The sequence below is a fragment of the Streptomyces sp. NPDC051133 genome, from assembly GCF_040682635.1.
Classification (GTDB): Bacteria; Actinomycetota; Actinomycetes; order Streptomycetales; family Streptomycetaceae; genus Streptomyces.
This window is the reverse complement of record NZ_JBFBBK010000017.1, coordinates 93,515-117,304: the sequence shown is the minus strand read 5'-3', so window position 1 is coordinate 117,304 and position 23,790 is coordinate 93,515. Positions and strand designations below refer to the sequence as shown.

Here is a 23,790-nt window from a genome sequence, read left to right as displayed (position 1 = left end):
CCGCCTAGGTCCGCATCACGGCCGGCTCCTGCCGGCGCAGCAGCCGGGCGACCGCGAAGCCGTAGCCTGCGGAGAGCACCAGCAGCATGGCCAGGTCCAGCAGCCAGATCCCCGTCGTGTGCCGGAACAGGGGGTCGGCCGTCCGCGGGCCGGGCACGGTGCGGGACAGGCCGACGGTGCCGGCCATGGCGGCGAAGGCCCAGCGGGAGGGCACGAGCCAGGACAGCTGTTCGAGGCCGGGCACCCCGTCCAGCGTGAGCAGGGCTCCGCAGAAGACGACCTGGACGATGGCGAGCAGCACCAGCAGCGGCATCGTCACCTCCTCCTTGCGCACCAGGGCGGAGACGAGCAGCCCGAGCATCATCGCCGTGAACGCCAGCAGCGCCACGGCGAGGGTGAGCTCGGCGAGCGGTGGCATCAGGACGCCGCTGCCGCCGGGGACGTTCAGGTCGACGCCGAGCAGGGCGACCAGGGTGAGGACGACGGCCTGGGCGACCGTGACCGTGCCGAGCACCACCACCTTGGACATCAGATAGGCGGATCTCGGCAGGCCGACGGCGCGCTCGCGCCGGTAGACGGTGCGTTCCTTGACCAGTTCGCGGACCGCGTTGGCGGCGCCGGTGAGCACGGCGCCGACGCACAGGATGAGCAGCGCGTCCAGCGCGGTGTCGCGGGTCAGCCGGCTGCCCGCCAGGGCCCGGGCCATGGCGCCCATCACGAACGGCAGGGCGACCATGACGAAGAGGAAGGTGCGGTCGGAGCTCAGCACGGCGGTGTAGCGGCGGACCAGCGTGGTGAGCTGGGCGCGCGCCCTGCGCGGGCGTGGCGGGGGCACCGGGTCGACGGGGGCCGGGCCGGGGTGGTGGGGCCGGCTGGTGGCCTGGGCTATGTAGTGCCGGTGGAACGGCGACTCGCGGTACTCCCGGGCCCAGTCACGCTCCTGGTCGCGGTCGAAGGCCTCGAAGGCCTCCGGCCAGTGCTCGTGGCCGAAGAAGGCCAGGGCGTCGCCGGGCGGGCCGTAGTAGGCGACCTTGCCGCCGGGGGCCAGGACCAGGAGGCGGTCGCAGACGCCGAGGCTGAGGACGCTGTGCGTCACCACGATCACCGTGCGGCCGTCGTCGGCGAGGCCGCGCAGCATGTGCATCACGGACCGGTCCATGCCGGGGTCCAGTCCGGAGGTCGGCTCGTCCAGGAAGAGCAGCGAGGGTTTGGTGAGCAGTTCCAGGGCCACGCTGACCCGCTTGCGCTGCCCGCCGGAGAGGCTGTGCACGGGCTGGCCGGCGCGCTGCTGCAGTCCCAGTTCCTGGATCACCTCGTCCACCCGGGCGCGTCGTTCGACCGGGGCGGTGTCCTCCGGGAAGCGCAGTTCCGCGGCGTAGATGAGGGCGGCGCGGACGGTGAGCTGCGGGTGCAGGATGTCCTCCTGCGGGACGAGGCCGATGCGCCGGCGCAGCTCGGCGTAGTCGTGGTAGAGGTCGCGGCCGTCGTACAGCACGGTGCCGCGGTCGGCGGGCCGTTGTCCGGTCAGGGCGTTCAGCAGCGTGGACTTGCCGGCGCCGCTCGGCCCGACCACGGCGAGCAGGCACTTCTCCCCCACCGGGAAGGAGACGTGGTCGAGGAGCACCGTGCGGCCACGGTCGACGGCGACGGTGAGGTCCTGGACGTCGAGGGAGACCTCGCCGGTGTCGACGTACTCCTGGAGTTCGTCTCCGGCCAGGCAGAACGCGGAGTGGCCGATGCCGACGATGTCGCCGGGGCCGACGGGGGCACGGGTGACGGGCCGGCCGTTGAGGTACGTGCCGTTGTGGCTGCCGAGGTCGCAGATCTCGTACGTGCCGTCCGCGCGGGCGCGCAGTTCGGCGTGCCGGCGGGAGACGGACAGGTCGTCGACGACGAGGTCGTTGTCGGCGGCCCGGCCGATGCGGACGGTGCGTGCGGGCAGCGGGCGGACGCTGCTGGGCCGGCGGAAGGCGCCGGTCAGCTCGGGCACCAGCACCGCCGCGGGGCGGTCGGGAGCCGGTGGCGGGGCGTCGACCAGCACGGCCCGGGGGCCGTCGGCGGGGCTGCCGAACCGGATCACGCTCCCGGGGCGCACGCCCCATTCCGCGATCCGGCGGCCGTCGGCGTAGGTGCCGTTGGTGCTGTCCCGGTCCGTCAGGGTCCACCGGTCGTCGTCGCAGCGCAGCACCGCGTGGTGCCACGAGACCCGGGCATCGTCGAGGACGATGTCGCTCAACGGATCGCGTCCGACGTGGTAGTCGTGCCCCGGGCTCATCACCGTGGAGCCCGAGTCGGTCTCCAGGACGAGTTCGGGTGCCGTCGGGGCGACCGGCCGCTCCGCCATGGTCAAAATTGTACCGATTCGTTCACATGTGTGCCCGCTCGGCCTGTGCGCTCGTTCGGCCTGTACGCCCGTGCGCGCGTGGGTCTGTGCGCCCGCTCGCTCCTGGCGCGCGGACCGGGGGCCGGCACGCGCCGACACGTGTCAGGCGACGGGCACGACGAGCGCCGGCAGCGTGCGCTGCATGCGGAGGGCGTCGACGGACTCGGCGAGCAGCTCGTACTCGGTGGTGTCGTCGCTGGCCGCGATCCGCACCAGCCGTCCGTCCGCCAGCTTCTCGGCGACCAGCTCCTGCCGGGCGTCGTCGGCGCACCAGGCGCGCAGCAGGGCGGGCACGTCGGCCACCGTCTCCGCCACCGGCGCCAGCGCACCCGAGGGGAAGGCGGGATCCCCCGGGTCCGGGTCGAGCCGCTCGGCGATCCAGGACGCCCGGTCCCGCAGCCACCACAGGGCCAGGGCCAGCGTCGGCGCGCGATAGGTGCCGAGCGGTACGCCGATGCGCCGGCCGTCGCACATGCCGTACGCCGTGACATGGCACAGGAATTCGTCGTGCACGTCTCACTCCCCCGTCGCCTCGCCGGTGTGCCGGGCGGTACCTCGCTCTCCGTGCGGCTCCTGTGCGGTGAAGTGCCCCTGATGTTCGAGTATCGCCACTCCCGAAACACTGTCACCATGACTTTCCGGCCAGTCTGTTGGCATATTCACCGCCCGTTCTGGCCGGAATGTGCTGGGGCGCGGGCCCGCCCGCGCATGACCAGGGAGGTAATCGACCCGCTCCACGGCCTTCCGGCATGGTGGTCACACCGGATCGGCGAACGCCGGGATCCGGGTCCGACCAGCTGAGACAACCTCGATGGAGGCTGATTCACCATGTCCGCGACCACCGACCGTCACGAGACCGCCGCCGCCCGTTACTTCGAGGCCTGGAACGCCACCGAGCCGGAGGCGCTGAAGAAGGCGGTCGCCGCCGCGTGGACCGCGGACGGCGGCTACACCGACCCGCTCGCCGACGTCCGCGGGCACGAGGGCGTCGCGGCCGTGATCGCCGCGGCCCACGAGCAGTTCCCGGGGTTCGTCTTCCGCCCCCTCGGCACGGTGGACGGACACCACGACACCGCCCGCTTCGGCTGGGAGCTGGTCAACGAGGCCGACGGAACGGCGCCGGTGGCCGGGTTCGACGTCGTCACGCTGGACGAGGAGGGCCGGATCCGTCAGGTGCTGGGGTTCCTCGACCGGGTGCCGACGGGCGTCTGAGGCCCGGCGCCCGCGATGAGTTTCGCCGCGCGCGGCGGTCTCTTCCGGTGGGTGCGCAACGCACCCGCACAGAGCACCGCGCGCGGAGGAACGAGATGACCGACACCCCACGGACGAGCGAGCGGGTGGACGTGGAGTTCACCGCCGTCCTGCGCAAGAGCCACCAGCACGGCGGCTGGACCTACGTCGTCTGGCCGCGGTCCGCCGACTTCTTCGGCACCCGGGGAGTGGTCAAGGTCCGCGGGACGATCGACGGCCATCCGTTCCGCAGCTCCTTCATGGCCCTGGGCGACGGCACCCACAAACTGCCGGTGCGGACCGAGATCCGCTGGGCGATCGGCAAGGAGGAGGGCGACACGGTGACCGTGCACCTGCGGCAGCGGCTCCGTTCGTAGCCCTCCTCCGCCGTGCCCGGGGCGGGCCCGTCCTACGGCCGCACGATGGCGTCGATCCGGGCCAGTTCCTCGGCGTCGAAGTCGAGGTTGCGGACGGCGCCGACGCTGTCCTCGACCTGCTGCGGGCTGCTCGCGCCGATCAGCGCGGAGGTGACCCGGCCGCCGCGCAGCACCCAGGCCAGCGCCAGCTGGGCCAGCGTCTGGCCGCGGGACTTGGCGATCTCGTCGAGGGCCCGCAGGCGGGCGACCAGGTCCTCGGTGACCGCGTCCGAGTTCAGGAAGGGGCTGTCGCTCGCCGCCCGGGAACCCTCCGGGATGCCGTCGAGGTAGCGGCCGGTGAGCAGGCCCTGCTCCAGCGGGGAGTAGACGATGGAGCCGATCTCCAGCTCGTCCAGCGTGGTGAGGAGGCCCTGCTCCTCGGGCCGGCGGTCGAGCATCGAGTAGCGCGGCTGGTGGATGAGGAGCGGGGTGCCGAGCTCGGCGAGGATGCGGGCGGCGTCGCGGGTCTGCTCCGGCGAGTAGTTGGAGACGCCGACGTACAGCGCCTTGCCCTGCTGCACCGCCGAGTGCAGCGCGCCCATCGTCTCCTCCAGCGGAGTGTCCGGGTCGGGGCGGTGCGAGTAGAAGATGTCGACGTGGTCGAGGCCCATGCGGGCGAGGCTCTGGTCCAGCGAGGACAGCAGGTACTTGCGCGAGCCCCACTCGCCGTAGGGGCCGGGCCACATCAGGTAGCCGGCCTTGGTGGAGACGACCAGCTCGTCGCGGTACGGCGCGAGGTCCGCCTTCAGGGCCTCGCCGAGGGCCGACTCGGCGGCGCCGGGCGGCGGGCCGTAGTTGTTCGCCAGGTCGAAGTGGGTGATGCCGAGGTCGAAGGCGCGGCGCAGGATGGCCCGCTGGGTCTCGACGGGCCGGTCCGGTCCGAAGTTGTGCCACAGGCCGAGCGACAGCGCGGGGAGCTTCAGGCCGCTGCGGCCGGTGCGCCGGTAGGGCATGTCGGCGTAGCGGTCGGGGTGTGCGGTGTACAACGCGACTCCAGAGGGGTGGGCAGACGATCTACCGCTTCCACTCTTCCCCGGAGCCCGGGCAGTGGTCCAACAGAAGAATCCGATGGAATTGTGCGGTTAGGCTTCTCAATCATGGAACTGCGCCATCTCCAGCACTTCGTCGCGGTCGCCGAGGACCAGCACTTCACCCGGGCCGCGGAACGCCTGATGGTGTCCCAGTCGGGCCTGTCGGCGTCCATCCGGGCGCTGGAGCGGGAGCTGCGGGCACCGCTGTTCGTCCGCACCACCCGGCGGGTGACGCTCACCGAGGCGGGCCGGGCGCTGCTGGCGGAGGCCGAGCGGATCCTGGCTCAGGTGCGTTCGGCCCACGAGGCGGTGGCGGCGGTCCAGGGCGTGCTGCGCGGCACGCTGGCGCTCGGCACCGAGCAGTGCATCGCCGGGGTGCACGTGGCCCGGCTGCTGGCCGCGTTCCGGGGCCGGCACCCGGACGTGGAGATCCGGCTGCGGCAGGCCGGCTCCCTCGCGCTGGCCGAGGAGGTCGCGGCCGGCCGGCTCGACCTGGCCTTCGCCTACCGCACCCAGGACGACAGCGACCAGCTGCGCTCGGTGGCGCTGACCAGCGAGCCGATGACCGTGCTGTGCCATCCGAGCCACCGCCTCGCCTCGGCCGCGGCCGTCCTGGCCCCGGACGACCTCGCCGGGGAGGTCTTCGTCGACTTCCACCCGGACTGGGGCCCGCGCCGCACCACCGACGCCGCCTTCACCGCGGCCGGAGTCCGGCGCACGGTCGCGCTGGAGGTCAACGACGTGCACAGTCTGCTGGACCTGGTCGACGAGAACCTGGGGATCGCGGTCGTACCCCGGCACTTCCGGCACAAGCGGCCCTCGCTCACGGCGCTGCCGCTGAAGGGCGCGGGCGCGACGGAGTACGAGACCGTGGCCCTGCTGCCGCCGGACCGGGCCACCAGTCCCGCCGCCCGCGCGCTCGTCACCCTCCTGGAGACCGGGGACCTGGCACCACCCCCGGAGGGGGCCCAGCCCTCCTGATTCCGGCCGTCCGCCGCCGCAGACTCATGACCGTCGGCCACGATGACGACGGTCAGGAGCAGACGACATGGCGGAACACACACGGCGCACCGTGCTGCGCGGCGCGGCCGGGTGCGCGGCGGCGGGCGCACTGGCGGGCACCACCTCACCCCGGGCCACCGCGGCCCGGGCCGGGATGCCGGCACCTCGACACTTCCCGTTCCTGGAAGGGGCGTTCGAGCCCGTCACCGAGGAGCTGACGGCCTTCGACCTGCCGGTCACCGGCCGCGTGCCGCGCGAGCTGAACGGCCGCTTCCTGCGCAACGGGCCCAACGTGCTCGGGCTGGAGGATCCCCGGGCCCACCACTGGATGCTCGGGGAGGGCATGGTGCACGGCGTCCGGCTGCGCGACGGCAGGGCCGAGTGGTACCGCAACCGCTGGGTGCGTTCCTCGCAGGTGGCGAAGAAGCTGGGCGAGCCCCACCCGGGTCCCGTCCCGCCGGACGACTTCGCGTGCAACACGCACGTGATCCCGTACCGGGGGCGGATCCTCGCCCTGCAGGAGAGCGGCCCGCCGCCCTACGAACTCGACGGCGAGCTGAACACCCGGGGCACCTACGACTTCCGGGGCACGCTGGAGGGGGCGTTCACCGCGCACACCAAGTTCGACGCGCACGCCGGTGAGCTGCACGCGATCGCCTACTACCCCGCCTGGGACCATGTCCGGCACCTGGTCGTCGACCCGGCGGGACGCGTCGCGCGCACGACCCGGATCCCGGTCGCCGACGCCCCGATGATGCACGACTTCGCGCTCACCGAGCGGCACGTCGTCGTCTTCGACATCCCGGTCACCTTCGACCCGGAGGCCGCCGGGCGCGGTGCGCCGGTGCCCTACGTCTGGAACCGGCACCACCCGGCCCGCGTGGGCGTCATGCGGCGGACCGGAGGGCCGGTGCGCTGGTTCGCGATCGATCCCGTGTTCTTCTCGCACACCCTCAACGCCTACGACGAGGGCGGCTCCGTCGTGGTGGACCTGACGTCCTATCCGGCGCCGTTCGACGTCGCCGGGCGCGGCTCGGACGGGCCGTACGCGGCCGGCACGGCCAGGCTGGAACGCTGGACGATCGACCTGCGGCACGGGCGCGTACGGCAGCGGGTGCTGGACGACCGGCCGCAGGAATTCCCCCGCGTGCACGAGGGGCTGGTCTCCCGGCGGCACCGCTTCGGCTACACGGCGGCGGCCGCCGATATGACGGCCGCGTACCTGACGCCGGACGGCGGCGCCCCGCCCGACCGCGCCTTCTCCAACGCGATCGTCAAGCACGATCTGCTGCGCGGCGGCACCCAGGTGCACCGGCTGCCGAGGCAGGCGGCGGCGGGCGAGGCGGTCTTCGTGCCGCGGGATCCGCAGGACGCGCAGGCCGCCGAGGACGACGGATACGCGATCGCGTACGTCCACGATCCCGACCGGGGAGCGGCGGACCTGCTGATCCTCGCCGCGCAGGACTTCACCGGCGAGCCGGTCGCCCGGGTGCACCTGCCGGGGCGGGTGCCGCTCGGTTTCCACGGGAGCTGGATTCCGGACGCGTGAGCGCGGAGTCTTTGGGATCGTGGACGGTATGCATGCAAAGGACATCCTCATCGACGGCTTCGGCCGCATCCAGGAAGAAGTCCATGCCGCCCTCGACGGCCTCGGACCGGACGGACTGCACCACCGTCCGGCCCCCGACGCCAACTCCGTCGCCTGGCTCGTCTGGCACCTCACCCGGGTGCAGGACGACCACATCGCCGACGCCTTCGACCTCGACCAGGTGTGGCTCTCCCAGGACTGGGAGAAGCGCTTCGGACTCGACCTGCCCCGGCACGACACCGGCTACGGGCACAGCCCCGCCAAGGTCGCGAAGGTGCGGGTCGAGTCGGCCGCCCTGCTGACCGGGTACCACGACGCCGTCCACGAGCAGACGCTCGGCGCCCTGCGCGGTCTCGCCGCCAAGGATCTCGAACGGATCGTGGACGAGCGCTGGGATCCCCCGGTCACCCTGGGCGTCCGCCTGGTGAGCGTCCTGTCCGACGACCTTCAGCACATCGGACAGGCCGCCTATCTCAGGGGGCTGGTTCAGAGCGCCGCCGCGTAACCCGGCAGGACCACGTCCTCGATGAGGGCCTTGCGCTCGTCGAACGGGATGAACGCGCTCTTGAGGGCGTTCACCGTGACCGTGCGCAGGTCCTCGACCGTCCAGCCCGCCTCCTCGACCAGCAGGGACATCTCCCGGGTCATCGTCGTCCCCGAGACCAGCCGGTTGTCGGTGTTGAGGGTGACCCGGAAGCCCAGGTCCTTCAGCGCGGTGATCGGGTGCTCCGCGATCGAGGTGGCGCAGCCGGTCTGCAGGTTGGAGGTCGGGCACATCTCCAGGGCGATGCGGCGGTCGCGCACCCAGGAGGCGAGGCGGCCGAGCTTGCCGTCCACGATGTCCTCGGTGATGCGCACACCGTGGCCGATGCGCTGGGCGCCGCACACCTGCAGGGCCTGGTGGATGCTGGGCAGCCCGTGCGCCTCACCGGCGTGGATGGTGAAGGGCACGCTCTCGCGGCGCAGGTGCTCGAAGGCGTCCAGGTGGTCGGCGGGCGGGAAGCCGTCCTCGGCGCCGGCGATGTCGAAGCCGACGACGCCGGCGTCCCGGTAGGCGACGGCCACGTCGGCGGCCTCGCGGACCCGGTCGAACATCCGCATGCCGCACAGCAGGGTGCCGACGCGGACGGGGGTGCCGGCGGCGGCCGCCTTGGCCATGCCGGCGGCGAGGCCCTCCTGGACGGTCTCCACGACCTCGCTCAGGGACAGCCCGCCCTGGGTGTTCAGCTCGGGGGCGTAGCGCACCTCGGCGTAGACGACACCGTCGGCGGCGAGGTCGAGGACGTACTCCTCGGCGACCCGCAGCAGGCCCTCGCGGGTCTGCATCACGGCGAGGGTGTGCTCGAAGGTGGCTATGTAGCGGACCAGGTCGCCGGAGTTGGCGGCCTCGAAGTACCAGGCGGCCAGCTCGTCGGGGTCGGTGGTGGGCAGGGTGTGGCCGACCGCCGCCGCGAGCTCGACGACGGTGGCGGGGCGCAGGCCGCCGTCGAGGTGGTCGTGCAGCACCGCCTTGGGGAGGCGGCGGATCACTTCGGCGTCTACGCGCGTAGCAGTCATGGCGTGTCTTTCCTTGTGCAGGCGGTTCGAAACTGCGGGGGGCGTGCGGCGGGAGGAGCGCACGCGGGGGGGAGGAAGCTCAGCCGGCGGGCTGCAGCAGGTCCCAGCGGTTGCCGTACAGGTCCTGGAAGACCGCGACGGTGCCGTACGGCTCGTGGCGCGGCTCCTCCAGGAAGGTCACGCCGGCGGCGGCCATGCGGGCATGGTCGCGGGCGAAGTCGTCGGTGTGCAGGAAGAAGCCGACGCGTCCGCCGGTCTGGTCGCCGACGCGGGCCCGCTGTTGCTCGTCCTTGGCGCGGGCCAGCAGCAGGCCGGTGCCGGTGGCGTCGCCACCGGGTTCCACGACGACCCAGCGGGAGCCGTCGGGGCGCGGGGCATCCTCGGCCAGGTGGAATCCGAGGGCCTCGGTGTAGAAGCGGATGGCCTCGTCGTAGTCGTCGACGACGAGGGCGACCAGGGCGACGCGTCGCATCGGGACCTTCCGGTGGGGGTGGTTAGCGGGTGAGGTTATACGTAAAACCCTGCCGGCGCCAGTCCCGTTCTACGCGCGTTGTCCCGGGGTGGCCGCGAGCATCCCGCGGTCAGGGCCGCTCGTCGCCCTGGGCGACCTCGACCCGGTGGTGGAAGTCGGCCATGCCGCTGACCGAGGCCACGCAGGAGACGGCGGTGCAGGCGATGAGCAGCGCGGCGACCGGCCGGCCGGTGCGCCGGGCGCGGGGGGCGGCCAGCAGTGCCTGGACACGCTGCGGGACGGGACCCGTGGTCGCCGCGGCGGCGAAGTCGGGGCGCCCGGAGGCGGCGGGCCGGCCGGCGAGGGCCGCACGGGCGATGGCCCGGGCGGTGAGCCGGCGGTCGCCGACCGAACGCGCGGCGGCCTCGTCGGCGGCGCGCTCGGCGGCGAGGCGGATGGTGTCGCGGACCGGGCGCAGCGCGGGGTGGCAGTGGGCGGCGAGTTCGGCGGCGGCGAGGAAGTAGTGGTGGCCGCCCTCGTTGTGCGCCCGCTCGTGCGCGAACAGGGCCTCCCGCTCGGGGGCGTCCAGGCTGCGGAGCATCGCTGTGGTGACGACGATGCGGTGGGGGCGGCCGGGCAGGGCGTAGGCGTCGGGGCGGGACGAGTCCACCACGCACAGGTCACCGGCGGCGGGTCCGCGCCCGGCCTCCGTGCGGGCCGCGCGGAAGGCGCGGGTCTGGTGCAGCACCGAGCGGACCAGGGTCCAGCCGCAGACCGCCAGGGCGCCGACGGAGGTCGCGGCGGCGGGCAGGACGACCAGGTCGGAGGCGGTGTGCAGCGGATGGACCAGCTCGCCGAACGCGGCGAAGAGCGGGACCTCCAGCAGCCCGATGAGGACGAACGCGCCGAGCGCGGCCAGCGAGCACCCGGCCAGCACGATCGCACAGACGGTGACGGCCCACAGCGCGGCGACCGGGGTCAGCCGGGCCAGCGTCCGGCGGGCCAGGGCCGGCAGGGCGAACGGCAGCAGCAGGGGCAGCAGGAGCAGGGCGGTCATCGGTCGTCGGACTCGAGCAGGTCACGCAGGACGCGTTCGTCGTCCGGGTTGAGCTGGGCGACGAACCGGGCGAGGACGGTCTCGCGGTCGCTGTCGCGGTCCAGTTCGCTGTGCATCCGGCGGGCGGTGAGACCCTGGGCGTCCTGGACGTCCCGGACCGGGAAGTAGGCGTAGCCGCGGCCCTGGCGCCGGCGCTCGACGACTCCCTTGTCGTGCAGCCGGGTGAGGATCGTGGTCACCGTCGTACGGGCGAGGTCCGTGCCGAGGTTCTGCTGGACCTGTCCGGCCGTCCGGGGCGCGCCCGCGGCCCAGAGGGCGGCCAGGACGCTCGCTTCGAGTTCACCGGCCGGCCGGCGTTCGTCCTTCACGTCGTCGGTCATGGGAACGTTCCTCACCCCCGGAGTGGTATGCGGTCAGGGCAACCGTCTACAGAATAGTAGTCAACCGGGCCTTCGTACGGCTGTGCGGCCGCAGGGGACGAGGGGCCCGGTCAGGGCCGACGGTCGCCGGTGCCGCTCGGTCGGCTCCGGCCGCCGTGCAGGACGTCCAGTCGTCTCAGCTCCTCGCCGGTGAGGCGCAGGGCGCCCGCCGCGACGTTCTCCGTCAGGTGGTCCGGGTCGCCGGTGCCGGGGATGGCGAGGACGTGCGGACCCTGGTGCAGGGTCCAGGCGAGGCGGATCTGCGCGGGGCTCGCGCCGTGCGCGCGGGCGACGGCGAGCACCTCGTCGTCGTGGGTCGCGGTCGCCGCCCGTTCCGCGCCCTGACCGGCGACGGCGAAGAACGGCACGAACGCGATGCCGTGTTCGCCGCAGATGCGCACCATCTCGTCGTCGACGGGAGCGGGGCGGTCGAGGGCGTACCGGTTCTGCACGGACACCACCGGGGCGATCCGCAGCGCCTCGGCGAGGTGGCGGGGGCCGACGCCGGAGATGCCCAGGTGCCGGATCAGACCGGCCTCGCGCAGTTCGGCGAGGGCGCCGAAGTGCTCGGCGATCGACTCCTGGTCCATCCGGCGCAGATGGACGACGTCGAGGTGGTCGCGGCCGAGCTGGCGCAGGTTCTCCTCGACGTGGCCGCGCAGCTGGTCGGGCCGGGCCGGTGTGCCCCACTCGCCGTCGTGGTCGCGGACGGGGCCCACTTTGGTGGCGATGACGAGGCCGTCCGGGTACGGGCCGAGGGCGGTGTTGATCAGTTCGTTGGCGGAGCGCAGGGATGAGAAGTAGAAGGCGGCGGTGTCGATGTGGTTCACACCGAGTTCGACGGCCCTGCGCAGCACGGCGATCGAGCGGGCACGGTCGCTCGGGGTGCCGTGGTGGAAGGCGGCGCTGCCCGTCAGCCGCATCGCGCCGAACCCGATGCGGTGGACGGGCAGGTCGCCGAGTCTCCAGGTGCCGGAGGCGTCCGCGGTGATCGTTTCAGCGGTCATCCGGCGGAGTGTCGCACATCCGGCCCCCAGGACGGGGGGATTCAGCTCAGCGGCTTGTGCAGCACGGCCTTGCGGTGGCTGAACGCGTCGAGGGAGTACCGGCCGTGGTAGCTGCCCGTGCCGCTCTCCCCGACGCCGCCGAACGGCAGGTCGGAGACGGTGAGGTGGGCGAGGGGAAGGCCGTGGCCGAGACCGCCGGAGGAGGTTTCGGCGGCGATCCGCGCCCGGGTCTCCTCGGACTCGGAGAACACGTACAGCGCGAGGGGCTTGTCGCGGTCGTTGATGAAGTCGATCGCCTCGTCCCGGCCGGCCACGGTGACGATCGGCAGGATCGGGCCGAAGATCTCCTCCTGCATGACGGGCGACCCGGGGTCGACGTCGGCGAGGACGGTGGGGGCGATGTACCTGGTCGTGCGGTCGCTCGCGCCGCCGGCCGCGATCCGGCCGGAGCCGAGCAGTCCGCGGAGCCGGTCGAAGTGCCGCTCGTTGATGATCCGGCCGTACTCGGGCGAGGCCTCGGGGTCGGTGCCGAACAGCGACTCGACCGCGCGGACCAGCGCGGCCTCCAGCGCGGGGGCGGTCTCCGGGTCGGTCAGGACGTAGTCGGGGGCGACGCAGGTCTGGCCGGCGTTGAGGAACTTGCCGCGGGCCAGCCGGTCCGCGACCACGTCCAGGTCGGTGTCCCGGTCCACGAACACCGGGGACTTGCCGCCCAGTTCGAGCGTGACCGGGGTGAGGTGCTCGGCGGCGGCGCGCATCACGATGCGGCCGACGGTGCCGTTGCCGGTGTAGAAGATGTGGTCGAAGCGCTCGGCCAGCAGGGCCGTTGTCCGGGGGACGCCGCCCTCGACCACGGCGACCGCGTCGGTGTCGAGGTAGGCAGGGATCAGCTCGGCCAGCGCGGCCGAGGTCGCCGGGGCCAGCTCGCTGGGCTTGGCGACGACCGCGTTGCCGGAGGCCAGTGCGCCGACCATGGGGGCGAGCAGGAGCTGCGCGGGGTAGTTCCACGGGGCGATGACGAGGACGACGCCGAGGGGGTCGTACTGCGTCCAGGCCGTCGCGTCGGCGCCGAGGTGGGCCGGGACGGGCGCGGGCTCGGGCCGCAGCCAGTCCGGCAGGTGCTCCAGCGTGTGGTCGATCTCGCGGATCGTGAAGTCGATCTCGGTGCGGTAGGCCTCGGTGCGGCTCTTGCCGAGGTCGGTGTGCAGGGCGGCGGCGAGGTCGGCGCCGCGTTCCGTGAGCAGCGTGCGCAGGCGGAGCAGCTGGTCGGTGCGCCAGGCGACGGGCTTGGTGCGGCCGGTGCGGAAGGTGGCGCGCAGCCGGGCCACGATGTCGGCGGGCTGCTCGGGGGCGGGGTGTGTCACGGGGGCCTCGCTGGTGGTGCACGGGCGGTTGGGCCCGTGCCTGGGTCTCGGCAATCGGATGTAAAGACCAACCTTTCAGGTACTCAAGTTAATTCCGGTCGCGTTGCGTGACGAGGGTCACGGCGCTTCCGGGGCGAGCTCTCGCCGGCGCCGCTGCAGGAAGGCCCGTTCGGCCTCGCTTCCGGCCAGCTCGGCGGCCCTGCCGTACTCCGCCGCCGCCTCGGCGGTCCGGCCCAGGCGGCGCAGCAGGTCGGCGCGTACGGCGTGGAGCACGTGGTAGTCCGCGAGGGCGAGGGCGTCGACCAGACCGAGGGCCGCGGCCGGTCCTTCGAGCTCCGCCACGGCGACCGCCCGGTTCAGGGCGACGACCGGGGACGGGGCCACGGCCATGAGCTGGTCGTACAGGGTCACGATCTGCCGCCAGTCGGTGGCCTCGGCCGTGGGCGCGTCGCTGTGCACCGCGTGGATCGCGGCCTGGATCTGGTACGGCCCCGGCCGGTCCCGGCGCAGACAGCGGCGGACCAGGTCCTGGCCCTCGGCGATCAGCTCCCGGTCCCACAGCGCGCGGTCCTGCGCGGGCAACGGGACCAGGACGCCGTCCTGCCCCTGCCGCGCGGGCCGGCGGGACTCGGTCAGCAGCATGAGCGCGAGCAGGCCGGTGACCTCGGGTTCGTCCGGCATCAGGTCGGCGAGCAGCCGGCCGAGGCGCAGGGCCTCCGCACCCAGGGCGGGGTCGCCGGTGAAGCCCTCGTTGAAGATCAGGTAGACGACGGCGAGGACCCCGCCGAGCCGGTCGGGCAGATCGGCGTCGCGGGGCACGCGGTACGGGATGCCCGCGTCCCGTATCTTCGCCTTGGCCCGCACCAGCCGCTGGGCGAGGGTGGCTTCGGGCACCAGGAAGGCGCGGGCGATCTGGGCGGTGCTCAGGCCGCCGAGCAGCCGCAGGGTGAGGGCGACCCGGGAGCGGGGGGCGAGCGCGGGGTGGCAGCAGGTGAAGATCAGGCGGAGCCGGTCGTCGCGCACGGGGCCCTCCTCGGGCGGTGCGGCGGGCGTGCGCAGCCGGGCGGCCTCGGCGTGCCGGGCGTCCCGGGTGGACTCGCGGCGCAGCCGGTCGACGGCCCGGTTGCGTGCGGTGGTGATGATCCAGCCGGCCGGGCTCGGCGGCACGCCGGTCTCCGGCCAGCTGCGGACGGCGGCGGTGAAGGCATCCTGCACCGCCTCCTCGGCGAGGTCGATGTCGCCGAGGAAGCGGACGAGGACGGAGACCGCGCGCCCGTACTCGGCACGGAAGACGGCCTCGACGCCGGCGCTGTCCCGCACGGTGCCGACCCTCAGTGCTGGTCCACGAAGGGCCGTACCTCGATGGGCAGCGTGGTCGCCAGGGCGGCTTTGCGGCCCCACTCCAGGGCCTCGTCCAGGTCGGCGGCGCGGATCAGGCACAGCCCGCCCAGGTATTCCTTGCCCTCGGCGTAGGGGCCGTCGGTGATGAGGACGTCGCCGCCCTCGGGGCGCAGCACGGTCGCGGTCTCCGGGCCGTGCAGACCGCCCGCGAAGACCCAGGCGCCGGCGGCGCGCAGCTCGTCGTTGAAGGCCTCGACGTTGCGCATGATCCCGGCGAGCGCGTCCGCGGCGGGCGGCGTGCCGTCGGCCGGCTGGACCACACTGAGCAGGTAGTGCTTCATGACGTCCTCCTTGGCGTCTACAGGGTCTCTCGGGGTGCCTGACACCTCCTACACGAACGGCACGCCCGCGGATCGACACCGCGCCCCGGGAATTCTTCGGAAGAATCTTCGGCATGACCACCACCGCGCATCCGCTCGTCGTCCGCGCCCGCCGGCTCGCCACGGACCTGCTCGCCCCCCAGGCCGAGTGGGTCGACCAGGAGGGCGTGCCCGGGAGCCACATCGCGGCGGTGAAGCGGTCGGGTCTGCTCGGGGTGGTCGCGCCGGTCGCTTACGGCGGTTCCGGGGCGCCGCCGGCCGTGCTGCGCGAGACGGCGGAGATCCTGGCCGGGGCGTGCTGTGCGACGTGGTTCGTGCAGACCCAGCACCACACGCCGGTGCAGACTCTGGCGCAGAGCGAACTGCCGGTGCGGGAAAGGCTGTTGGGTCCCATGTCCCGCGGGGAGCTGCTGTCCGGGGTGGCCTACGCGCACCTGCGGGCGTATCCGCGCGTCCCGGTGCGGGTGCACCGGCAGGGGGACGGCTGGCGGTTCGACGGGACGGTGCCCTGGTACACCGGGTGGGGCCTGAACGACGTGATGCTGCTGGCCGGGATGACCGCCGCCGGTGAGGTCCTGTTCGCCTTCACCGAGGCGCGCGAGCAGCCGGGGCTGCGGGCGTCGGCGCCGATGCGGCTGGCGGCCCTCACCGCCGCGTGCACGGTGTCGCTGGAGCTGGACGGGCTCTGGCTGCCCGAGGAGGCCGTGGCGCTGCGGGCACCGTACGAGACCTGGGCGCCCGGGGACCGGGCCCGGACGCTGAACGCCCCTCCGGCCGTCTTCGGGCTCGCCGAGGCCGCCCTGTCACTGCTGGACGAGAGGACCGCGGAGCCCCTGCGGTCCCGGCTCGCGGACGTGCGCCGCCGGGCCTACGCCCTGGCCGACCATCCGGTGCCGCAGGAGCGGGCCGGCGAGCGCCTCGCGGTGCGCGCGGAGGCGTACGAGGCGCTGCGGACGGCCACCACCGCGGCGGTGGTGGCCGGTGGCGGCCGCTCGATGGCCCTGACCAGCCGGGCGCAGCGGCTCGCGCGGGAGGGGCTGTTCCTGCTGGTGCAGGGACAGACGGCCGAATCGCGTGAGGCGCATCTGCGGGCGCTGGTCCACGGGGAGGTGTCGCGCTCAGCGCCGCCGCAGTAGAGCGCGGGCCACGGTGTGCGTGCCCACCGCTGCCGCCGCGGCGAAGGCGAGGCCCTCCGCGAGGTCGCGGGGGCGGGCGGGAGGCAGGGCGCCGGCCCGGCGCAGGCGGGCGCGGGCCCACACGGTGAAGGGGAGCACCACCAGCGGTGTGGTCACGGACCCCGGCGTGTACCCGCGCACGGTCGCGGCCTGGGCCAGGTGGACCAGGCCGTGCAGGCCGAAGCCGTTGAGTGCCGTCCGGTATGCGGCGGAGCGGCCCCCGGTGCGCCGGCCGTCGGCGGCCGCCGCGGCCACCACGACGCCCATCGCGGGACCGCGGTGCCGAACTCGCGGCCGTCCACGGCCTCCATCTGCCGCCACACCGTCTCGGGCACCCGGGGGAACCGCTTGCGCAGCTCCGGCACATGGGTACGCAGCCAGCGCGGCAGCATGAGCAGTTCCTCGGTGTCGTGGACGGCCCGTGCGGCGAGCAGCCCCCAAGTGACCGCCCCGGGAACCTCGTTCGACCTGTCTGTCATGAACCCGAAGTCTGCCAGGGCGGGTTGATCATCCCGCGGACGGCACCCGCGCCGAGGGGGCGTCGGCCTCGCCGCCGGGGTGCGTCCAGAGCCCCTGAGCCGCGAGAGCACCTGTGCCGCGAGAGCCCCTGTGCCGCGCACCGGGGCAGGACACCCTCGCCGAACCGGTACGCCTCCAGACGCGGGTAGCCGGAGAGCACGAGCTCGTCGATGCCGAGGGCGTGGTACTCCTCGATCCGAGCGGCGACCTCGTCGTGGCCGCGGGTGAGGCCCGTACCGCCGCCGCGCACCAGGCCGAAGCCGGCCCACAGGCCGGGGTGGATCTCCAGGCCCCCCGGCCGCCGCGAGGAACCGCGCCGGCGTCGGCGGAGCCGAACAGCCGGACGATCTCCGCCGGCGTCCCGGCGCGTACGTCGACACCGCCGCGCTCGGCGGGCACGGTCACGGCGAGCGGCTTGCACCTATGCCGACCGGGCGCGGTCTCGCTCAACGCGGGCTGTGACGCACGCAGTTCGTCGACCGCCGTCCGGTCGCCCCGGTGGAGGTGGCGGGCACGGGGCAGGCGGACCGCTGAGGCCCGCCGGGTCAGGCACGGCCGTCGTCGTCCGGCCGGTCGACCACGACGAGGAAGGCGTCGGACCTCAGGTCCATCACCACGGTCGCGGGCTGTCCCTCGGCACGGCGGGCCGCCGCGTACTCCTCGGCCGGCCAGGACCCACGCGGCGCCCCGGCGGGGAATCGCTCCAACACCTTCGCAGCCATGACTGCCGGTCACCTCCAGCGATCTCGTCGGACGGAATGTACGTCCTGTACCTCTCGCCTGCCCCGGACAGCCGCGGACATGTCACCCGGCCGGGCGTTGCGGGGCGCCCGGGGAGGGAGACACGGCGGCCGTGCATCCGACCGGGGTACCCGGCGGGAAGAGCCCCGGGAACCACCGACGCGGAGGACCTGAGCGATGAACGACCACGAGCCGACGGAACGACTGCGCTGTCTGGTCACGGGCGCGACCGGCTACATCGGCGGACGGCTCGTGCCCGAGCTGCTGACCGCCGGGCACCGGGTGCGCTGCCTGGCTCGCTCCCCGGGCAAGCTCCGCGACCACCCGTGGGCGGACGAGGTGGAGATCGTCCGGGGCGACGTGACCGACGCGGGCTCGGTCGCCGAGGCGATGCGCGACGTCGACGTCGCCTACTACCTGGTGCACGCGCTCGGCTCCGGCAAGGACTTCGAGGCGGCCGACCGCCGCGCGGCCCGCATCTTCGGCGAGCGGGCGCGGGCGGCCGGCGTGCGCCGCATCGTCTACCTGGGCGGTCTCACCCCGGCCGGTGTTCCCGAGGAGGACCTCTCCCCGCACCTGCGTTCCCGCGCGGAGGTCGGCCGGGTCCTCCTGGCGTCGGGCGTACCGACCGCCGTGCTGCGTGCCGCGGTCGTCATCGGCTCCGGCTCGGCCTCCTTCGAGATGCTGCGCCACCTCACCGAACGGCTGCCGGTGATGGTCACGCCGAGCTGGGTGCACACCCGCATCCAGCCCATCGCCGTACGCGACGTGCTGCGCCTCCTCGCGGGCTGCGCGCGGCTGCCCGGTGACGTCAACCGGACCTTCGACATCGGCGGCCCGGAGGTCCTGACGTACCGGGACATGATGCTCCGCTACGCGCGCGTGGCGGGCCTGCCGCCCCGGGTGATCCTGCCCGTCCCGGTCCTCACCCCGGGCCTGTCCAGCCTGTGGGTGGGCCTCGTCACCCCGGTCCCGGCGTCCCTCGCCCGGCCGTTGACCGAGTCGCTGCGGCACGAGGTGGTCTGCCACGAGCGGGACATCACGCGGTACGTACCGGACCCGCCGGGGCATCCGCTCGGCTTCGACGAGGCGGTACGGCTGGCCCTGCGGCGGGTCCGCGAGGCGCAGGTGATCACGCGCTGGTCGTCGGCCGCGCTGCCCGGAGCGCCGAGCGATCCGCTGCCCACCGACCCCGACTGGGCCGGCGGCAGCCTCTACACCGACCACCGGGGAGCGGCCGTGGACGCCCCGGTGGACGAGCTGTGGCGGGTGATCGAGGGCGTCGGCGGCGAGAACGGCTGGTACTCCTTCCCCCTCGCCTGGAGCCTGCGCGGGTGGCTGGACCGGCTGGCCGGGGGGGTCGGCCTGCGCCGGGGCCGCCGGGACGGGCAGCGGCTGCGGGTGGGCGACTCGCTGGACTTCTGGCGGGTCGAGGAGATCGAGCGGGGCCGTCTGCTGCGGCTGCGGGCCGAGATGCGGCTGCCCGGCCTGGCCTGGCTGGAGATGTACGCCGAGCCGGACGGCGACGGGTGCAGCCGCTATCGCCAGCGCGCCCTGTTCCATCCGCACGGCCTGCTCGGACAGGCCTACTGGTGGGGCGTCTCCCCCTTCCACGCCGTCGTGTTCGGCGGCATGGCCCGCAACATCGCGCGGGCGGCGGCGCGACGCACCCCGGAGGGCGCGCCCGCCAGGTGATGCGGCGTCCGCCAGGTGGCGTCGGCGTCCGCCGGGCCGACCGGGCTGAGCCGTTGGCACCCGCTGCTGAGCCGTCGACACCCGCTGCCGGCACCCGCATCCGCCGGGCCCACCGAGCCGGAACCGCCCATCGTCCACCTCCCGCTGCCCGGAGCCGCACCATGTACGTCTCGCTCGTCCTGTTCACCGGCGACCTCCGTCTGCACGACCATCCGCCCCTGCGGGCCGCGCTGGCCGGGGCCCGCGAGGTGGTCCCCCTCTTCGTGCGCGACCGCGCCGTGGCGGAGGCGGGGTTCGCCGCGCCCAACCGGCTGGCCTTCCTCGCCGACTGTCTGCGCGACCTGGACGGGGGGCTGCGCGAGCGCGGCGGACGGCTCGTGGTGCGCTCCGGCGACGTGGTGAAGGAGGTCTGCGCGGTGGCCGCGGAGGCCGATGCCGACGAGGTGCACCTGGCGGCCGACGTCAGCGCCTACGCCGCGGCGCGGGAACGGCGGCTGCGGCGCGCGCTGGAGGCGGACGGGCGGCGACTGCACGTCCACGACACGGTGACCACGGCGGTGGTGCCCGGCTCGGTGACCCCGTCCGCCTCCGATCACTTCGCCGTGTTCACGCCGTACTTCCGCAGGTGGTCGGCGCAACGGCTGCGGGACCCGCTCGCGGCCCCCCGCTCGGTGCGCGTGCCGGACGGCATCGGCTCGGAGGGCCTGCCGTCCCGTGCCGCGCTGCCGGGGGTCTCACCCGGGCTGGCCACGGGCGGCGAGCGGGAGGGCAGGAAGCGGCTCGCCGCCTGGCTCCACTCGGGCGTGGCCGGCTACGAGGACGGGTACGACGACCTCGCCGGGGACGCGACCTCCCGGCTCTCGCCGCACCTGCACTTCGGCACCCTGTCGCCCGTCGAACTCGTCCACCGGGCGCGCCAGGCGGGCGGCCCGGGCGCGGAGGCGTTCGTACGGCAGCTCGCCTGGCGCGACTTCCACCGGCAGGTCCTCGCGGCGCGGCCCGCCGCGGCCCGTGACGACTATCGCACCCGGCACGACAGCTGGCGGTCCGAGCGGACCGCCCGTGCGGACATCGAGGCGTGGCGGGAGGGCCGTACCGGCTATCCGGTGGTCGACGCGGCGATGCGCCAGCTGCGGCACGAGGGCTGGATGCACAACCGCGGGCGCCTGCTGACCGCGAGCTTCCTGGCCAAGACGCTGTACGTCGACTGGCGCGTCGGCGCCCGCCACTTCCTGGAGTTCCTGGTCGACGGGGACGTGGCCAACAACCAGCTGAACTGGCAGTGGGTGGCGGGCACCGGCACGGACACCCGCCCGCACCGGGTCCTCAATCCCCTCGCCCAGGCCAGGCGGTACGACCCCGACGGCACGTACGTACGGCGCTGGGTGCCCGAGCTGGCGGGGGTGCCGGGCGGCGCGGTGCACGAACCGTGGAAGCTCTCGCCGCCGGACCGGGAGCGCATCACCGGCTACCCGGACCCGATCGTCGACCTCACCGAGTCCCTGGCCCGCTTCAAACACGCCCGTGGCCGCGACTGACCGAACGGTGAGACGGCGGGCGTGACCGGCGCTCGGCCGGCGGGGCGGGGCGGAACCGACGGACGGACGAGAGCCGGTGGACGTGGGATCGGCCACCGGCCGGCGGGGCAGCGCGCGTCGGCCTGCCATCCGCCTGGAACGGGCCCCGATCGGCCGGGGACAGATGTCTGCCGACCGGGGCGGGCGCCTGCCGTCTGGGGCGGGCGCCTACCGTCAGGGGCGGGCGCCCACCGTCTGGGGCAGGCGGCAGGGGCGGCAGGCGGCTGTAGCGGGCGCCTACCGACAGGGGTGGGCGGAGGCCTGCGGGTGGCGGGCGGCAGGCGGCGGACCGCCGCGGCTGTAGCGGGCGCCTACCGACCGGGGCGGGCGGAGGCCTGCGGGTGGCGGACGGCAGGCGGCGGGCGGCTGTAGCGGGAGGCGGTCTCCCGGTAGCAGGCGGCGGGACGCCGCGTCGGCTCGTGGGCGTCCCGCCTCACAGGACGCGCGGCCCGATGGCCGTCACGCACCGGCAGCGATCCGCCGGCCCCCGGAGGGGCTGAGCGCGGACCAAGCCGCCCGCGCCTCCCGCGGCCGTCACGCAGCAGCAGGGACGCCGTCGCCCCCTGGAGGGGCTGAGCGCGGGCCACGGGGCGCCGGCCGGGCTCAGCACGGACCAGGCCGCCCGCGCCTCCCGTGGCCGTCACGCAACCGACAGCGATCCGCCGGCCCCTGGAGGGGCTCAGCGCGGACCAGGCCGCGGGCTCGCCGCACGGCCGTCACGCACCGGCAGGGATGCGCCCGCCCCCCCCGGAGGGGCTCAGCGTGGGCGGGGCCGTCGCCCCGCTTCAGGGATGCGGCGGTCCGAGGCGCCGCGCGGTCCGGGGGCGGTGTGTCGTCGTCAGGAGGTCGAGCGCCTCGCGCAGGCCGGTGGGACGTGCCATGCCTCGGGCGGGACGCCCCGCCCAGCCCGGGCCCGCGAGCAGCACCAGTGGCCCGGCGCGGGCGCCCTTGACGCCCCACTCCATGGCCGCGATGTGCTCGGCCAGCGGCAGGCTCGCCGTGGAACGTGCCTGCGCCCACAGCAGCACGGCGGCCGGACCCACGCGCCGCACCGCCGCCGCGAGCGCCTCCGCCGGGACGGCGGCGCCGAACATGCGCGTCGGGACCGGGACATGGCTCAGCGCGGCGTTGAGCGCCTCCAGCGGGAGGGTGTGCTGCTCGCCGGGGACACAGGCCAGGACGACCGGCGCCGCGCCGGCGAGGTCGTCGGCCGGCCCGGCCTGCCGGGTGTGCCGGCGCAGGGTGGTGGAGACGTGCCAGGACAGCAGGTGCTCCACCTCGACGTACCGGTCGCCCGACGAAGCCCACTGGCGGCCCACGGCGTGCAGGGCCGGCACCATCACGTCCTGCCAGGCGGCCACCACCCCGTACGCGGTCACGACGGCTTCCAGCCGCTCCTCCAGGGCCGCTGCGTCCAGCCGCACGGCCGCACGGGCCAGGCCCCGGCCGTGCCGGCCCACGGAGGCCGGGGACGGGGTGCCGGACGTCCGTGGTCGCGCGGCCGGCGGGGGTACGGCCGGCGGGGGTGCGGCCGATGGGGGTGCGGCGGTGTCGCGGGCGGCGCCCCGGTCCGTGCGCTCGCGCGCGGCGCGCGCGGCTTCCGCGGGGGGCACGCCGGACGCGGTCAGCCGGCACATCGCCTCCAGCACCGCCACGTCGCCCGGCGCCCAGCGCCGGTGCCGGCCGTCGGTGCGGGCGGCGGGGCCGATGCCGTACCGACGGTCCCAGGACCGCAGCGTGGTGGGCGAGACGCCGAGCCGGCGGGCGAGCGCGCCCGTGGTCAGCCCCGGCTCCCCGGCCCCGGCCCTCTCCGGAGTACCCATGCGGCGACTATACGACGCACAACCGATGCGGGTTGAGGGGCCGGCGGACCGGCTCCCACGATGGGGGGCCAGGAGGAAGGGACAAGGCATGAGCCCCGGCACCGTCACCGTCACCGTCACCGTCACCGTCACCGTCACCGTCACCGGTAGCCCCGTCACCGCCCTCCGGGTCCGTAGCCACGCCGCACGGGAAGGAGCCGTCGTCATGAGCCCGCTTCCGACCGCCGTCCCGCCGGGCGGCGCCGTGGCATCGGCCGAGCGGTCCACCCGCCGGCCGCCCCGCCCGTCCACCGGGGGACCGTCCGCAGAGGAGTCGTTCGCCGAGGGCCCGCTCGCCGACGAGGAGCTGGCCCGGGGCCTGGCGGCCGGTGACGACGCCTGTCTCACCGCGGCCTACCTGCGCTGGTCGGGCCTGGTGCACACGCTGGCCCGGCGCTCGCTCGGCGACGCCGGGGAAGCCGAGGACGTCACCCAGCAGGTGTTCCTCGGCGCCTGGCGCGGGCATGCCGGTTACCGGCCCGAGCGCGGCGCGCCGGCCGGGTGGATCGTCGGCATCGCCCGGCACCGGATCGCCGACGCCCTCTCCGCGCGGACCCGCCGCGGCGAGTTGGCCGCCGCTGCCGCCGGGGTGCTGGCGCGGACCGAGCCGGACGAGGACCGGCCCGAGGCCGTGCTGGACCGGGTGCTCGTGCGCGCCGAGCTGGCCCGGCTCCCCGCGGACCAGCAGCGCGTACTGCGCCTCGCCTACTTCGAGGACCTCACCCAGACCCAGATCGCCGAGCGCACCGGGTGGCCGCTGGGCACCGTCAAGAGCCATGCCCGCCGGGGCCTGCACCGGCTGCGGCGCAACCTGTGCGCCGACGACGGGGCCTTCTGAGAGTCCCGCCGAAACGCCCGGAACGCCCGGGACGCCCGGGACGCCCGGAACACCCAGGACACCCGGGACACCAGGACACCCGGGACACCAGGACGCTGCACGAACGATGCGCATGCTGTCCACCGGCCACCGAACGCCCGTCGCCGCACGCATTCAC

At 74.6% G+C, this 23,790-nt stretch carries 22 protein-coding genes and 2 pseudogenes; 9 read left to right on the top strand and 15 right to left on the bottom strand.

The window, feature by feature from the left end:
* Positions 1–4: 4 nt before the first annotated feature.
* Together AB0N17_RS19305 and AB0N17_RS19300 are read right to left on the bottom strand one after the other, a co-directional pair.
* The gene (locus AB0N17_RS19305; RefSeq protein WP_366012567.1) at positions 5–2,344 is read right to left on the bottom strand and encodes an FHA domain-containing protein; all 2,340 of its coding nucleotides are present in this window, start codon (positions 2,342–2,344) and stop codon (positions 5–7) included.
* Positions 2,345–2,485: 141 nt separating this feature from the next.
* Entirely contained in the window at positions 2,486–2,896 is a 411-nt protein-coding gene (locus tag AB0N17_RS19300; RefSeq protein WP_366012566.1) for a hypothetical protein, read from the bottom strand.
* 315 nt (positions 2,897–3,211) lie between these two features.
* Here AB0N17_RS19300 and AB0N17_RS19295 point away from each other — a divergent pair, with 315 nt between their 5' ends.
* Together AB0N17_RS19295 and AB0N17_RS19290 are read left to right on the top strand one after the other, a co-directional pair.
* Positions 3,212–3,595: a nuclear transport factor 2 family protein gene (locus AB0N17_RS19295; protein ID WP_366012565.1), complete on the top strand. Its 384-nt coding sequence runs from the start codon at positions 3,212–3,214 to the stop codon at positions 3,593–3,595.
* A gap of 95 nt (positions 3,596–3,690) precedes the next feature.
* Positions 3,691–3,990: a DUF1905 domain-containing protein gene (locus AB0N17_RS19290; protein ID WP_366012564.1), complete on the top strand. Its 300-nt coding sequence runs from the start codon at positions 3,691–3,693 to the stop codon at positions 3,988–3,990.
* A gap of 32 nt (positions 3,991–4,022) precedes the next feature.
* On the opposite strand, the gene mgrA is transcribed toward AB0N17_RS19290, so the two are convergent.
* Positions 4,023–5,015, bottom strand: a complete 993-nt coding sequence (mgrA, locus tag AB0N17_RS19285; RefSeq protein WP_366012563.1) for an L-glyceraldehyde 3-phosphate reductase — start codon at positions 5,013–5,015, stop codon at positions 4,023–4,025.
* A 111-nt stretch (positions 5,016–5,126) separates the two neighbouring features.
* Between mgrA and AB0N17_RS19280 the strand changes: the two genes are divergently transcribed.
* From AB0N17_RS19280 to AB0N17_RS19270, 3 genes are all read left to right on the top strand, one after another.
* Positions 5,127–6,041, top strand: coding sequence for a LysR substrate-binding domain-containing protein (locus AB0N17_RS19280; RefSeq protein WP_366012562.1), 915 nt, complete (start codon positions 5,127–5,129; stop codon positions 6,039–6,041).
* A gap of 67 nt (positions 6,042–6,108) precedes the next feature.
* A complete protein-coding gene (locus AB0N17_RS19275; protein WP_366012561.1) occupies positions 6,109–7,611 on the top strand; it encodes a carotenoid oxygenase family protein in 1,503 nt (500 codons plus the stop codon).
* 28 nt (positions 7,612–7,639) lie between these two features.
* Positions 7,640–8,155, top strand: a complete 516-nt coding sequence (locus tag AB0N17_RS19270; protein ID WP_366012560.1) for a DUF664 domain-containing protein — start codon at positions 7,640–7,642, stop codon at positions 8,153–8,155.
* On the opposite strand, the gene AB0N17_RS19265 is transcribed toward AB0N17_RS19270, so the two are convergent.
* From AB0N17_RS19265 to AB0N17_RS19230, 8 genes are all read right to left on the bottom strand, one after another.
* Positions 8,137–9,207: an adenosine deaminase gene (locus AB0N17_RS19265; protein ID WP_366012559.1), complete on the bottom strand. Its 1,071-nt coding sequence runs from the start codon at positions 9,205–9,207 to the stop codon at positions 8,137–8,139. The two genes, AB0N17_RS19270 and AB0N17_RS19265, sit on opposite strands and share 19 nt — an antisense overlap.
* 79 nt (positions 9,208–9,286) lie before the next feature.
* Positions 9,287–9,679, bottom strand: a complete 393-nt coding sequence (locus AB0N17_RS19260; protein ID WP_366012558.1) for a VOC family protein — start codon at positions 9,677–9,679, stop codon at positions 9,287–9,289.
* Between the two features lie 109 nt (positions 9,680–9,788).
* Positions 9,789–10,715 (bottom strand): M48 family metalloprotease, encoded by a 927-nt coding sequence (locus AB0N17_RS19255; protein ID WP_366012556.1) that lies wholly within the window; start codon positions 10,713–10,715, stop codon positions 9,789–9,791.
* Complete coding sequence (locus AB0N17_RS19250) at positions 10,712–11,095, bottom strand: BlaI/MecI/CopY family transcriptional regulator (RefSeq protein ID WP_366012555.1); 384 nt, start codon at positions 11,093–11,095, stop codon at positions 10,712–10,714. Before AB0N17_RS19250 ends, AB0N17_RS19255 begins: the two co-directional genes overlap by 4 nt.
* A 110-nt stretch (positions 11,096–11,205) precedes the next feature.
* Positions 11,206–12,141, bottom strand: a complete 936-nt coding sequence (locus tag AB0N17_RS19245) for an aldo/keto reductase (RefSeq protein WP_366012554.1) — start codon at positions 12,139–12,141, stop codon at positions 11,206–11,208.
* Positions 12,142–12,182: 41 nt separating this feature from the next.
* Complete coding sequence (locus AB0N17_RS19240) at positions 12,183–13,505, bottom strand: aldehyde dehydrogenase family protein (protein WP_366012553.1); 1,323 nt, start codon at positions 13,503–13,505, stop codon at positions 12,183–12,185.
* A gap of 117 nt (positions 13,506–13,622) precedes the next feature.
* Positions 13,623–14,825 (bottom strand): RNA polymerase sigma factor, encoded by a 1,203-nt coding sequence (locus AB0N17_RS19235; protein ID WP_366012552.1) that lies wholly within the window; start codon positions 14,823–14,825, stop codon positions 13,623–13,625.
* Between the two features lie 11 nt (positions 14,826–14,836).
* A complete protein-coding gene (locus tag AB0N17_RS19230; RefSeq protein WP_366012551.1) occupies positions 14,837–15,187 on the bottom strand; it encodes a YciI family protein in 351 nt (116 codons plus the stop codon).
* 113 nt (positions 15,188–15,300) lie between these two features.
* On the opposite strand from AB0N17_RS19230, the gene AB0N17_RS19225 reads away from it, so the two are divergent.
* A complete protein-coding gene (locus AB0N17_RS19225) occupies positions 15,301–16,362 on the top strand; it encodes an acyl-CoA dehydrogenase family protein (RefSeq protein WP_366012550.1) in 1,062 nt (353 codons plus the stop codon).
* Here the strand turns inward: AB0N17_RS19225 and AB0N17_RS19220 are convergent.
* The 3 genes and pseudogenes from AB0N17_RS19220 to AB0N17_RS19210 form a co-directional block, all read right to left on the bottom strand.
* A pseudogene (locus AB0N17_RS19220) lies at positions 16,345–16,880 on the bottom strand (HXXEE domain-containing protein). The gene AB0N17_RS19225 and the pseudogene AB0N17_RS19220 overlap by 18 nt on opposite strands.
* Before the next feature lie 28 nt (positions 16,881–16,908).
* Positions 16,909–17,212, bottom strand: a pseudogene (locus AB0N17_RS19215) (hypothetical protein); the annotation flags it as partial.
* A gap of 253 nt (positions 17,213–17,465) precedes the next feature.
* A complete protein-coding gene (locus tag AB0N17_RS19210) occupies positions 17,466–17,642 on the bottom strand; it encodes a hypothetical protein (protein ID WP_366012549.1) in 177 nt (58 codons plus the stop codon).
* 196 nt (positions 17,643–17,838) lie between these two features.
* Here AB0N17_RS19210 and AB0N17_RS19205 point away from each other — a divergent pair, with 196 nt between their 5' ends.
* The gene (locus AB0N17_RS19205; RefSeq protein WP_366012548.1) at positions 17,839–19,356 is read left to right on the top strand and encodes an SDR family oxidoreductase; all 1,518 of its coding nucleotides are present in this window, start codon (positions 17,839–17,841) and stop codon (positions 19,354–19,356) included.
* 161 nt (positions 19,357–19,517) lie between these two features.
* Positions 19,518–20,894 (top strand): deoxyribodipyrimidine photo-lyase, encoded by a 1,377-nt coding sequence (locus AB0N17_RS19200; RefSeq protein ID WP_366012547.1) that lies wholly within the window; start codon positions 19,518–19,520, stop codon positions 20,892–20,894.
* An 824-nt stretch (positions 20,895–21,718) separates the two neighbouring features.
* Here the strand turns inward: AB0N17_RS19200 and AB0N17_RS19195 are convergent.
* Positions 21,719–22,756, bottom strand: coding sequence for a MerR family transcriptional regulator (locus AB0N17_RS19195; protein ID WP_366012546.1), 1,038 nt, complete (start codon positions 22,754–22,756; stop codon positions 21,719–21,721).
* A gap of 205 nt (positions 22,757–22,961) precedes the next feature.
* Between AB0N17_RS19195 and AB0N17_RS19190 the strand changes: the two genes are divergently transcribed.
* Positions 22,962–23,633: a sigma-70 family RNA polymerase sigma factor gene (locus tag AB0N17_RS19190; protein WP_366012628.1), complete on the top strand. Its 672-nt coding sequence runs from the start codon at positions 22,962–22,964 to the stop codon at positions 23,631–23,633.
* Positions 23,634–23,790 lie beyond the last annotated feature (157 nt).